Here is a 12849-nt window from a genome sequence, read left to right on the forward strand (position 1 = left end):
TATCGGTCAGCGCGGGATGCCGCGCGGGTTTTGTCGGGGTAGACGGCGAAACGCGGTCGGAATCCGCGGCATCCGCGATCAGTACACATCGCGCTGATAACGCTTTTCGCGCTGCAACGTCTTCACATACTCGGCGGCGGCGTCCGGCGTCAGCCCCCCGTGTTGCGTCACGATGTCGATGAGCGCGGTGTTCACGTCGCGCGCCATTGCGTCGGCATCGCCACATACGTACAGGTGCGCACCTTCCTGCAACCAGGCATACAGTTCCTTGCCTTGTTCACGCATGCGGTGCTGTACGTAGACCTTGTCTTGCGTGTCGCGCGAGAACGCGAGGTCGATTTTGGTGAGCGCGCCGTCCTTCACATAGCGTTGCCATTCTCGCTGATAAAGGAAGTCGGTGCGGAAGTTCCGGTCGCCGAAGAAGAGCCAGTTCTTGCCGGGGGCGTCGAGCGCCTGACGTTCCTCGACGAACGCCCGGAATGGGGCAATGCCGGTCCCGGGACCGATCATGATGACCGGTGCGTGGCTATCCTGCGGCAGCTTGAAGTTACGGTTCGCCTCGATATAGATCGGCACCGTCTGTCCTTCGCGGGCGATGTCGGCAAGGTAAGTCGACGCCACGCCGCGACGCGCGCGGCCGTGGCTGTCGTAGCGAACGGCGCCCACGGTGATGTGCACCGCGCCCGGATTGGCGGCCAGACTCGACGCAATCGAGTACAGACGCGGCTGAAGCGTGCGCAGCGTGCCGACGAACTCGGCCGCCTTCACCTTGCGGGCCGGGAACTGGCGCACGACGTCGATCACGTCGCGGCCATGGAGATAGTCGCGCAGTGCCGTTTCGTTGCCCGCGCCAAGCAGGGCCTTCAGTTCGCTGGATTCCGCCAGCGCCGCGTATTTTTCGAGGAACGCGCGCGAGAGCGTTGTGATGTCGTAGGCCCGCAGGAAGGCGTCGCGCAGCGACAGTGTGCGGTCCTGCGTCGTCGTGGTGGCCTGCGGGTCGAGCGCTAACGTGTCGATCAGCGTGTCGACGAGCGCCGCGTCGTTCTGCGCGACCACGCCCAGCGCGTCGCCCGGCTCGTACGTGAGGCCCGAGCCTTCCAGCGAGAGTTCGACGTGATGGACTTCCTTGGAGGAGCCGCGTCCGGAGAGCCTGACGTTCTCGATCACGGCTGCATCGAATGGATGCTTGCGGCTGTATTGGCTCGATGCTGCGGCCGGTGCGATGCTGCTCGCAAGCGCGGCGAGGCTGAAACCTTCCGTCACGCCGGCGCTCTTGCCCGCGGCGGCCGGGGCCGCCACCCGCGACAGCGCTTCGACGGCCTCTTCGACCCAGCGCTCGGCCGGCGCGTCGTAGTCGACGTCGCTGTCGACGCGGGGCACGAGCCGTTGCGCACCCAGCGCGGCCAGCCGTGCGTCGAAGTCCTTGCCGGCCTGGCAGAACTTCTCATAGCTCGAATCGCCCAGGCCGAGGACCGCGAAGCGGGTGCCTTCGAGTTGGGGCGCCTTCGCGCCGTGCAGGAATTCGTAGAAGTCGCGCGCATCGTCGGGCGGCTCGCCTTCGCCTTGTGTCGACACGGCAACGAGCAGCAACTTGTCGTTCTTCAGGCGCGAGGCCTTGTAATCTCCCATCGCGAACAGATCGACCTTGAAGCCTGCGGCGACGGCGCGCGCCTTGGCGTGCTCGGCGACTTCCTGGGCGTGCCCGGTCTGCGAGCCATACAGAATCGTCACCGACGGGGCGGCAGGCCCGGCCGTTGCCGCGACCGGCGCCGGCGCACCGGCGTGTCGCACGGAGTGATTGATGCCCGCGAGAAATCCTCGCACCCAGGCGAGCTGCTCGCCGGAAAGGTCCTCGACCAGTTGGCTGAGCATCTGGGCTTGCTGAGCGGAAAGCGGTGTCGTCTCTTGCATGTCGTTCATGACTCCAGGGGCCGGACCTGGACGGACGCCGTGGCGGGGCCTACCCGTCGGGCGCCCCCAGACAGACCGGCAAGGGGATACTCACCACGATATCGGCTGGCTCTTAGAAATTAAAATAATAAAATTTAATTTTTATATATCTAATTCACATATGGGCATAAGGCGCAGGCGGGCTGGCGCAGCGCGAACCTGCGACGCATGCGGCGGTTACGTCGCAAGTCCCCGTGCGACGGCTTTCCGGGTCGGTGGGCGCTGGGAAAACGTGCTATGCTCCTCGCCGTGATTTATCAGGTCCTTCCAAGCACCACTTGATTCTCGCAATCCGCTAATCGGTCAGGCCGTGTCGCGGAAGGTTTCGTAACCCGCTATTTCTCGAGACACTCGTAGAAAAGGTGAGCGCAAAATGAGTTTGATGGAACAATTCCAAACGAACTCGTACCTCTTCGGCGGCAATGCCCCCTACGTTGAAGAACTGTACGAATCGTATCTAGACAATCCGGCTTCCGTGCCGGACAACTGGCGCCAGTATTTCGACGCGCTGCAAAACGTTCCCGCTGTTGATGGTTCCAACGCCAACGACGTGGCTCACGCCCCGATCGTGGAGTCGTTCGCCCAGCGCGCCAAGGCCAATGCCTTCGTGCCGCGCGCTGGCGCCTCCGACCTGGCCGTGGCCCGCAAGCAGGTGCACGTGCAGTCGCTCGTCGCCGCCTACCGCTTCCTGGGCGCCCGCTGGGCCAATCTGGACCCGCTCAAGCGTCAGGAACGTCCGGCCATTCCGGAACTGGAACCCGCGTTCTACGACCTGACCGAAGCGGATATGGACAGCGTGTACTCGGCCGAGAACACGTACTTCGGTTTCGAACAGGCCAGCCTGCGCGACCTGCTCAAGTCGCTGCGCGACACGTACTGCGGCTCGATCGGCGCCGAGTACATGTACATCAGCGACCCGGTGCAAAAGCGCTGGTGGCAAGAGCGTCTGGAGAAGGTGCGTGCCACGCCCAACTTCACCGCTGAAAAGAAGAAGCACATCCTCGAACGCCTGACCGCCGCTGAAGGCCTCGAGCGTTACCTGCACACCAAGTTCGTCGGCCAGAAGCGCTTCTCGCTCGAAGGCGGCGAATCGTTCATCGTGGCGATGGACGAACTCGTCCACCACGCCGGTGCCAAGGGCGTGCAGGAAATCGTGATCGGCATGGCCCACCGCGGCCGTCTGAACGTGCTGGTCAACACCCTGGGCAAAATGCCGGCGGACCTGTTCGCCGAATTCGAAGGCAAGCACGTCGACGATCTGCCGGCCGGTGACGTGAAGTACCACAAGGGCTTCTCGAGCGACGTTTCGACGGGCGGTGGCCCGGTTCACCTGTCGCTGGCGTTCAACCCGTCGCACCTGGAAATCGTGAACCCGGTGGTCGAAGGCTCGGCCAAGGCACGTATGGACCGTCGTGGCGAAGCCGACGCGGCCAGCGTGCTGCCGGTGCAAGTTCACGGCGACGCCGCATTCGCGGGGCAGGGCGTTGTGATGGAAACGCTGAACCTCGCGCAGACGCGCGGTTACGGCACGCACGGCACGGTGCACATCGTCATCAACAACCAGATCGGCTTCACCACGTCGGATCCGCGTGACGCCCGTTCGACGACGTACTGTTCGGACGTGGTCAAGATGATCGAAGCGCCGGTGCTGCACGTGAACGGCGACGATCCGGAAGCGGTCGTGCTGGCCATGCAACTGGCCCTGGACTTCCGTCAGGAGTTCAAGAAAGACGCCGTCGTGGACATCGTTTGCTACCGCAAGCTGGGCCACAACGAGCAGGACACGCCGGCGGTCACGCAGCCGCTGATGTACAAGAAGATTGCCCAACACCCGGGCACGCGCGCGCTGTACGTCGAGAAGCTGGTCACGCAAGGCGTGATTACGGCCGAAGAGGGCAATGCCTTCGTCGCGGCCTACCGCAAGGCCATGGACGACGGCCACCACACCGTCGACCCGGTGCTCTCGAACTACAAGAGCAAGTACGCGGTCGACTGGGTGCCGTTCCTGAACAAGAAGTGGACCGATGCCGGCGATACGGCCGTGCCGCTGAACGAACTCAAGCGTCTGGCCGAGCGCATCACCACGATCCCGGCGAACTTCAAGGTTCACCCGCTCGTCGAGAAGGTCATCAACGACCGTCGCAAGATGGGCGCGGGCGAGCAGCCGCTCGACTGGGGCATGGGCGAGCATCTGGCCTTCGCCTCGCTGGTCTCGTCGGGCTTCGCTGTGCGCCTGACCGGTCAGGATTCGGGCCGCGGCACGTTCACGCACCGCCACTCGGTGCTGCATGACCAGAACCGCGAGCGTTGGAACGACGGCACCTACGTGCCGCTGCAACACGTGGCCGACGGTCAGGCCACCTTCACGGTGATCGACTCGGTGCTCTCCGAAGAAGCCGTGCTGGGCTTTGAGTACGGTTACTCGACGGCCGAGCCGAACACGATGGTGCTGTGGGAAGGCCAGTTCGGCGACTTCGCCAACGGTGCGCAGGTCGTGATCGACCAGTTCATCTCGAGCGGCGAAGTGAAGTGGGGCCGCGTGTCGGGCCTGACGATGCTGCTGCCGCATGGCTACGAAGGCCAGGGTCCGGAGCACTCGTCGGCGCGTATCGAACGCTACCTGCAACTGTGCGCCGACACGAACATGCAAGTGGTCCAGCCGACCACGCCGGCACAGATCTTCCACCTGCTGCGTCGTCAGATGATCCGCCAGCTGCGCAAGCCGCTGATCGTGTTCACGCCGAAGTCGCTGCTGCGCCACAAGGAAGCCGTGAGCGACCTGTCGGAACTCGCCAAGGGCGGCTTCCAGACGGTGATCGGCGAAACCGATGCTTCGATCGACGCCAAGAAGGTCAAGCGCGTCGTCGCCTGCTCGGGCCGCCTGTACTACGACCTGATCGCCCGCCGTCGTGAAGACAAGTCGACCGACGTTGCGATCGTGCGTGTGGAACAGCTCTACCCGTTCCCGCACAAGGCGTTCGAGAACGAACTGAAGAAATACGAAAACCTTACCGAAGTGGTGTGGGCCCAGGACGAGCCGCAAAATCAAGGTCCGTGGTTCTATATCGAACACCACCTGATCGAAAGCATGAGCGCCGGTCAGAAGCTGGCTTACGCGGGTCGCGCGGCTTCGGCCTCGCCTGCCGCGGGCTACTACGCCAAGCACTACGAACAGCTCAAGCAGCTGCTCGATACGGCTTTCGGTCGCCTCAAGGGCGCGACCGTGGTGCAGTAACCGGTTAGGTCTTACAGCGGTCGTCCTCCCCCTGGGGACGGCCGCTGCCGTATTTCCGAATTGAACGTTTATCGAATCCAGGATCCAGAAATGGCCATTGTTGAAATCAAAGTCCCCCAATTCTCCGAGTCGGTTTCTGAAGGCACGCTGCTCGACTGGAAGAAGAAAGTCGGCGAAGCCATCGCCCAAGATGAAACCGTGATCGAAGTCGAAACCGACAAGGTCGTGCTGGAAGTGCCGGCGCCCGCCGCCGGCGTGCTCGTCGAAGTGACCGCCGCCGCTGGCGACACCGTGACGTCCGAGCAAATCATCGCGAAGATCGACACGGACGCCAAGGCAGGCGCCGCCGCACCGGTCGCTGCCAAGCCGGCAGAAGCCGCCGCGCCGGCCGCTGCCGCCTCGAGCGCGGCGCCCGCCGCCGGTGGCGCATCGGGTGGCATCGCCAGCCCGGCCGCTGCCAAGGTGCTGGCTGAGAAGAACCTGTCGACCACGGACGTGGCCGGCTCGGGCCGAGACGGTCGCGTGACCAAGGGCGACGCCCTGGCCGCTGGCGCCAAGCCGGCTGCCGTCGCATCGTCGATCCCGGCACCGGCCCCGCGCGCCGCGCTGCCGTCGGTGGCCGCTTCGGTGGGCCGCGACACGTCGCTTGAAGGCCGTCCGGAACAGCGCGTGCCGATGTCGCGCCTGCGCGCCCGTATCGCCGAGCGCCTGCTGCAATCGCAACAGACCAACGCCATTCTGACCACGTTCAACGAGGTCAACATGAAGCCGGTGATGGATCTGCGCAACAAGTACAAGGACAAGTTCGAGAAGGAGCACGGCGTGAAGCTGGGCTTCATGTCGTTCTTCGTCAAGGCCGCGGTCCACGCGCTCAAGAAGTACCCGGCCGTGAACGCCTCGATCGACGGTAACGACATCGTCTACCACGGCTACTTCGACATCGGTATCGCGGTCGGTTCGCCGCGTGGCCTGGTGGTGCCGATTCTGCGCAATGCCGACCAGCTGAGCCTGGCCGACATCGAGAAGAAGATCGCCGAATACGGCAAGAAGGCGGCCGACGGCAAGCTGTCGATCGAAGAAATGACCGGCGGTACGTTCTCGATCTCGAACGGCGGTGTGTTCGGTTCGATGCTGTCGACCCCGATCATCAACCCGCCGCAGTCGGCCATTCTGGGCGTGCACGCCACGAAGGACCGCGCGGTCGTGGAGAACGGCGAGATCGTCATCCGCCCGATGAACTACCTGGCCATGAGCTACGACCACCGTATCATCGACGGTCGCGAAGCCGTGCTGAGCCTCGTCGCCATGAAGGAAGCGCTGGAAGATCCGGCGCGCCTGCTGCTCGACCTGTAAGCGATAGCGCGCATTGCGCGGCGCTGCCCGGCCATCTTCGCATGGCCGGCGCGCCGCGCCTCCCCCTGCCGTCTACCTTCAGTGAGTCACAATCAAAATGGCAAAAGAATTTGATGTAGTCGTAATCGGCGCCGGCCCCGGTGGTTATATTGCCGCCATCCGCGCCGCCCAACTCGGTTTCTCGGTCGCTTGCGTCGAGAAATGGACCAACCCGGCCGGCAAGATGGTGCTCGGCGGGACCTGCCTGAACGTCGGATGCATTCCGTCGAAGGCGCTGCTCGCCTCGTCGGAAGAGTTCGAGAAGATCGGTCATCACCTGGCCGATCACGGTATCACCACGTCGGACGTCAAGATCGACATCGAGAAGATGCTCTCGCGCAAGCAGGGTATCGTCGACAAGATGACGGGCGGTATCGAATACCTGTTCAAGAAGAACAAGATCACGTGGCTCAAGGGTCACGGCACGATCATTGCCAAGAACGACGGCGGCTATCAGATCGATGTGAAGGGTGCCGAGGCCGAGTCCGTCACGGCAAAGAACATCATCATCGCTACCGGTTCGAAGGCGCGTCATCTGCCGGGCATGCCGGTCGACAACAAGCTCATCTCGGATAACGAAGGTGCTCTCTCGTTCGACACTGTGCCGAAAAAGCTGGGCGTGATCGGCGCCGGCGTGATCGGTCTGGAACTGGGTTCGGTATGGCGCCGCCTGGGTGCCGAAGTCACCGTGCTCGAAGCCATGCCGGAATTCCTGGCGGCGGCCGATGCCGGCGTTGCGAAGGAAGCGGCCAAGCAGTTCAAGAAGCAGGGACTGGACATCAACGTCGGCGTGAAGGTCGGCGAGGTCAAGACCGGCAAGAACAACGTCACGATCAGCTACACGGACAAGGACGGCAACGCCAAGACGCTCGACGTCGATCGTCTGATCGTGTCGGTCGGCCGCGTGCCGAACACCGATGACCTCGGCCTGGGCAACATTGGTTTGGCGACCGATGAGCGCGGCTTCATTCCGGTGGACGACCACTGCCGTACCAAGCTGCCGAACGTGTACGCGATCGGCGACGTGGTGCGTGGCCCGATGCTCGCGCACAAGGCCGAAGACGAAGGCGTGCTGGTGGCGGAAGTCATCGCTGGCCAGAAGCCGCACATCGACTACAACTGCATTCCGTGGGTGATCTACACGTCCCCGGAAATTGCCTGGGTCGGCAAGACCGAGCAGCAATTGAAGGCCGAAGGCCGTGAGTTCAAGCCGGGTCAGTTCCCGTTCGCGGCCAACGGCCGTGCGCTGGGCATGGGCTCGTCGGACGGTTTCGTGAAGGTGCTGGCCGATGCCAAGACCGACGAGATCCTCGGCGTGCACGTGATCGGCCTGAACGCTTCGGACCTGATTGCCGAAGCCGTGGTGGCGATGGAGTTCAAGGCGGCGTCGGAAGACATCGGCCGTATCTGTCATCCGCACCCGTCGCTGTCGGAAGTGATGCGTGAAGCCGCCCTCGATGTCGAGAAGCGCGCGCTGAACAAGTAAGTCGCTTTACGCTGACAGTACGATCAAAGGCGAGGCAACTCGCCTTTGTTTTTTCCCCGATTTCCTCTGCCCCCCGGCCGGTCGCCGCACCGCATGAACGTTCGCGAATACTATCAACAGGAACTGGCCGCGCGCGGCTACGAGCCCGATGAGGCGCAGGAGCGCGCCGTCGAGCGTCTGCAACAGTGCTACGACGAATGGGCGGCATACAAGGCCAGGCGTTCGAGCACCCTCAAGAAGTGGCTCGTGCATCCCGATCTGCCCAAGGGCGTGTATCTGTGGGGCGGGGTGGGCCGTGGCAAGAGCTTCCTGATGGACAGCTTCTACTCGGTGGTGCCGCTGCAGCGCAAGACGCGTCTGCATTTCCACGAGTTCATGCGTGAGGTGCATCATCAGTTGCAGGCGCTCAAGGGGCAGCCCGATCCGCTCGACGAATTGGCCAAACGCATCGCCAAGCGGTATCGCCTGATCTGCTTCGACGAATTCCACGTCTCCGATGTGGCCGACGCCATGATCCTTCACCGCCTGCTTGCCGAGCTGTTCAAGAACGGCGTGCAGTTCGTGATGACGTCGAACTATCGTCCCGACACGCTGTACCCGGACGGCTTGCATCGTGATCGCGTGCTGCCTGCGATCCGGCTGCTCGAAGAGAAGCTTGACGTGCTCAATGTCGACGCCGGCATCGACTATCGACGCCGCACGCTGGCGCAGGTGCAGGTCTATCACTATCCCCTTGGCAACGAGGCGAATCGAGCGCTGCGTGCGGCGTTTGCCGAGATCGCCGGGGTTCCCGACGAGAGCCCGGTGCTGCATATCGAGCAGCGCGAGCTGAAGGCCCTGCGTCGCGCGGGCGGCGTGGTGTGGTTCAACTTCCATATGTTGTGCGGGGGCCCACGTTCGCAGAACGACTATCTCGAACTGGCCAACCGCTTCCACACCGTCGTGCTATCGGACGTGCCGAAGATGACGCCGCGCATGGCGTCGGAGGCGCGCCGCTTCACATGGCTCGTCGACGTTTTCTACGACCACAAGGTCAAGCTGCTGATGTCGGCGGAAGTCGCGCCCGAGGAGTTGTACGTGGAGGGCACGCTCGCTAACGAGTTTGCTCGGACGGTGTCGCGTCTGGTGGAGATGCAGTCATTGGAATATCTTGAAGCTCCGCGTCGCGTGGTGGATACGTCGCTCACCTGAGCGTTGCGCGCCGCGCGTAGACCGCTCGCGGGTTTGCGCTCAGCGTGAACGCGTGCCGCGATCGCCATGATCGCGCCCACGCGGGGCGTCGGCGGGCGGTGGCGGGGGCGCTTGCCGCTGTTCGCGCAGATGGTTGTAGATGTCGCCGCGCAAGTCGCCCTGCGGCCGTACGGCCTGAGGCGGCGGCCGTGACGGTTCAGGCCGTGCGCCGCCGCGGTGATTGCCGCGTCCGTCGGGGCGCTCGGCGCCCTGTGCAAACCAACTCTGGAAAAACCGGCTGTTCGACCACGGATGTGCCGTTGCGCCATGGGCGGTGACGGCCAGCATGACGCAACACGTCATCCGGACAAGTCGGGCGAGCCGCATGGTGCCACCTCCTTGTCGGTTGAACTGCCGCGTACCCTGCACGTACCATGCTCTGCCGAGTGGGCGAGCGCCGGAACGTGTCACGTATTTGCGGCCACGTTTCCAGAGTAAAAGGGCGCGGCGTCGCTTGCTGTAAAGATTTGTAAAGCAATGTAAGCCAGCAGGGGAGAGTTGCAGTACGTCGCCTACCATGCGCAGTTTGATTGACGGAGTTTTGCCATGCGTAAGCTGTCAAGGATCGCGATATCCCTCGGGGCACTGATTGTCGTGCTGGGTCTACTTTTCGGCACGCCGTATTACACGTTGTGGCGGGCGCGCGACGCGGCCGATGCGCGCGATGCGGCGGCGCTGTCGTCGTACGTCGACTATCCGGCCGTGCGTGAAAGCCTGAAAACGAGTCTTCACGACGAACTCTCGCGTCAGATGGACAAGCAGCGTGGCAACGCCTTCGGGGCCCTTGCCCTCGCGCTCGGTGGATGGGTGTCGGATCGCGTTGTGGAGGCGTTGCTCACGCCGGAAGCGGTGGCGGCCATGCTGCGGGGTGACAGCACCGGATTGCCGCCAGCGCCCGGAGCGCCCGCGCCGCGCGATGCGGCACCGCAGGCGCAGGACAGCGCCCCGCTGGCGGCTCCGCCGGCCGCAGCCGACCCCTATGCCGCCAACTTGCCCGACGCGCGCTCAGGTGATGCGTCGCCGTCGTCGGGCAACACACCGCCGCGCACCACCACGCGGACCGAGTTTCAGGACTTCAATCATTTCCTTGTCCATGTGTCGCGCAGCGACCGTCCGACGCGCATCGTGACGTTCACGCTGACGCGACGCAATCTCGTGCAGTGGCGTCTGACCGCGATTGCCTTGCCGCCGTTGTAATCGTCGACGGCGGGCGGGCGCTCGGCGCGCGCGGCGATTTCGGCTAGAGGACTTCCTCAGCACGGCGTTACGCCTTTGGCGTAATCTGCAAAGCGACTCGCGCGAGTAGCGGTGCGGTGATGACGGCTATCGTGAGTCCTACGACAATCAATTCCGTATCCGGGAGGATGACAATCATGAAGCAAATTTCGAACGCGACGTCGTGGCGACGTCTGGGGGCGCACGCGCTCGTTGCAGTGGCATTGTTGGGTGGCGTTGCCAAGGCGGCAATCGCGGCCAATGACATGTCGCCGGTCGGCGTATGGAAGACCATCGACGACAACACCGGCAAGCCGAAGGCGCTTGTCACGATCTCGGAAAAGGACGGTGAATACGTGGGCGTCGTCACCAAGGGCCTTGGCGAAAACGACGATCCGGCGCGTGTGTGCACGGCCTGCACCGACGCGCGCAAGGGACAGAAGATGCTGGGCATGCAGATCATTCGCGGCATCCGCAAGGATGGCGAAGTGTATGACGGCGGCAAGATCCTCGATCCGGAAAATGGCATGGAGTACAGCTGCAAGATCACCGTGATCGACGGCGGCAAGAAACTCGACGTGCGTGGCTACCTCGGGATTTCGCTGCTCGGTCGCACGCAGACCTGGATCCGAGACCAGTAATCGGCGTCGCGTCGGGGGCGTTGCTACGATTCTTCTGCACCGCCACTGCGCGATAGGCAGATTCGGCAGGACGCCCAAGGCAAGAAGACCCGGACGAGTACTCGTCTGGGTCTTTTTTGTTGGCGTGCGAGCGCGACGCTAACGCAACACGCAACACGCAACAACGTCACAGCGCGGTGGCCGCAACGTGTCATGAGATCGCCGACCTCGACGACTTCGATCACGTTCACAGCCGTCTGTCGGAATGAGCGACCGCTCGACGCCAGACACGGCAAAGCCCGGCCAGTGTCGCTTCACTGTCCGGGTTTGCCGTCGTCATTGGGCCTGCACCCCGCCGACGTTCCCCCCTCTCGCGATCTTGCGACGCTTCGGTACGTCGCGCTACTCTCCCATCCCCTGTCTCGTCACTGTCCCGCTGCCGTCTAGCTTTATTTGGCCACGCCGCCCAGCAGTCCCGTCACCGGCGCAAGGAGGCCGCTTGCGCCGCCCGTGCCGCTCGTGCTACCGGAACCGACGCTGGCCAGCGTCGCAAGCGGCGCAGTGACCGTGTTCAGCAGCGCCGTGACGGGGGCCAGCGCAGTGCCAGCACCGCCGCTGGCGCCCGAGGGACTCGTCACACCGCCCAACAGGCCCGTGACGGCCCCCAATGGATTGCTGCCGGACGCGCCCGTCGCACTCGACAGCCCGCCGAGCAAACCGGTGAGCGCGCCCAGCGGATTGTTGCCGCTCGCCGTGGTCGGCGTCACCGTGGTGTTCCCCACGTTGGCGAGCACGTTGCCGAGCGCATTCGGTTGCGTCGCGCTGGTGCTCCCTGAGAGCAGGCCGCCCGCACTCGTGACGGTGTTGCCCAGCGCCATGAGCGGATTGCCAAGGCTTGCGACAGCGGCGTTCGGTGCGGCCGCCTTGACCTGCGCGCCGGTCGAATTCAATGCGCCGCCCAGTGTGCCGAGCAGACCGGCCGCCGGAGTGCCCAGACCGGTGGTGTTGCCGAGCGTCTGCGTTGTCGTCGTGAGCGTATTGGTGATCGGTGTGATGGCCGACGAGAGGGCCGTCGTCGCTTGAACGACGGGGGCGCTCGTCAGTGCCTGAGTGAGTGCCGAACCGCCTTGCACGCCCCCCTGGCCAACGGTCGCGACGGCGGTGCCCAGCACGCCCGTGAGCGTGTCGATCGGTGTGTTCGCCAGCGGGCCACTCTTGCCGATGCCGGCAACGCCGCTGCCGAACAATACCCCGGCATTGCCGAGATCGGACACAACACCGCCCGTGCTCGCGAGCGTGGTGCCGACCGGGTTCGTGCCGGACGTGCCGAGCTGGCCCAGTCCGCTACCCACGCCTATGCCCAGGTCCGTGACGGCATTACCCGTTTGCGTGAGCGCGCCGCCGAAACCCTGCGTGGCTTGCGTGGATACACCCGGCACCGTCGTGCCGGCGACCTGATTGCCGAGCGCGCTCACCACCGAGCCGACCGAACTGACGACACCGGCGCTGCTCGTGGTCGGATTCGTGGGGTTGGTCGGCGTGACGGGATTTGTCGGGTCCGACGGGTTGGTCGGCGTGTTCGCCGTGGCGCCGCTGCCGCCGCCCGAACTGGAGCAACCGGTAACACTGACGATGCTCGCCACCAGCACGGCAAGCATCGTGGGACGCAAAAGCTTCGACATGAGTTTTCTCCTCGTTGGGGTCGTGGTCATCGAGGTGCG

The 12849-nt window shown here is 64.1% G+C and carries 9 protein-coding genes; 6 read left to right on the top strand and 3 right to left on the bottom strand.

The window, feature by feature from the left end; genetic code table 11:
- Window positions 1-78 precede the first annotated feature (78 nt).
- Complete coding sequence (locus PanNE5_RS16910; RefSeq protein ID WP_261938440.1) at window positions 79-1920, bottom strand: assimilatory sulfite reductase (NADPH) flavoprotein subunit; 1842 nt, start codon at window positions 1918-1920, stop codon at window positions 79-81.
- Window positions 1921-2323: 403 nt separating this feature from the next.
- On the opposite strand from PanNE5_RS16910, the gene PanNE5_RS16915 reads away from it, so the two are divergent.
- From PanNE5_RS16915 to zapE, 4 genes are all read left to right on the top strand, one after another.
- Window positions 2324-5185: a 2-oxoglutarate dehydrogenase E1 component gene (locus PanNE5_RS16915; RefSeq protein WP_085982684.1), complete on the top strand. Its 2862-nt coding sequence runs from the start codon at window positions 2324-2326 to the stop codon at window positions 5183-5185.
- A gap of 90 nt (window positions 5186-5275) precedes the next feature.
- The gene (odhB, locus tag PanNE5_RS16920; RefSeq protein ID WP_261938441.1) at window positions 5276-6538 is read left to right on the top strand and encodes a 2-oxoglutarate dehydrogenase complex dihydrolipoyllysine-residue succinyltransferase; all 1263 of its coding nucleotides are present in this window, start codon (window positions 5276-5278) and stop codon (window positions 6536-6538) included.
- Window positions 6539-6635: 97 nt separating this feature from the next.
- The gene (gene lpdA, locus PanNE5_RS16925; RefSeq protein WP_017231547.1) at window positions 6636-8063 is read left to right on the top strand and encodes a dihydrolipoyl dehydrogenase; all 1428 of its coding nucleotides are present in this window, start codon (window positions 6636-6638) and stop codon (window positions 8061-8063) included.
- Between the two features lie 93 nt (window positions 8064-8156).
- Window positions 8157-9254, top strand: coding sequence for a cell division protein ZapE (gene zapE, locus PanNE5_RS16930; RefSeq protein ID WP_017231548.1), 1098 nt, complete (start codon window positions 8157-8159; stop codon window positions 9252-9254).
- A 39-nt stretch (window positions 9255-9293) separates the two neighbouring features.
- Here zapE and PanNE5_RS16935 read toward each other — a convergent pair whose 3' ends face one another.
- Complete coding sequence (locus PanNE5_RS16935; RefSeq protein ID WP_157211310.1) at window positions 9294-9581, bottom strand: hypothetical protein; 288 nt, start codon at window positions 9579-9581, stop codon at window positions 9294-9296.
- A 258-nt stretch (window positions 9582-9839) separates the two neighbouring features.
- Between PanNE5_RS16935 and PanNE5_RS16940 the strand changes: the two genes are divergently transcribed.
- Together PanNE5_RS16940 and PanNE5_RS16945 are read left to right on the top strand one after the other, a co-directional pair.
- Window positions 9840-10490: a DUF2939 domain-containing protein gene (locus tag PanNE5_RS16940; RefSeq protein ID WP_017231550.1), complete on the top strand. Its 651-nt coding sequence runs from the start codon at window positions 9840-9842 to the stop codon at window positions 10488-10490.
- A 176-nt stretch (window positions 10491-10666) separates the two neighbouring features.
- Window positions 10667-11149 (top strand): DUF2147 domain-containing protein, encoded by a 483-nt coding sequence (locus PanNE5_RS16945; RefSeq protein ID WP_017231552.1) that lies wholly within the window; start codon window positions 10667-10669, stop codon window positions 11147-11149.
- A gap of 428 nt (window positions 11150-11577) precedes the next feature.
- On the opposite strand, the gene PanNE5_RS16950 is transcribed toward PanNE5_RS16945, so the two are convergent.
- Window positions 11578-12810: a collagen-like triple helix repeat-containing protein gene (locus PanNE5_RS16950; protein ID WP_261938442.1), complete on the bottom strand. Its 1233-nt coding sequence runs from the start codon at window positions 12808-12810 to the stop codon at window positions 11578-11580.
- Window positions 12811-12849: the final 39 nt, after the last annotated feature.

The organism is Pandoraea sp. NE5, assembly GCF_024363545.1.
GTDB classification, from domain to species: Bacteria; Pseudomonadota; Gammaproteobacteria; order Burkholderiales; family Burkholderiaceae; genus Pandoraea; species Pandoraea cepalis.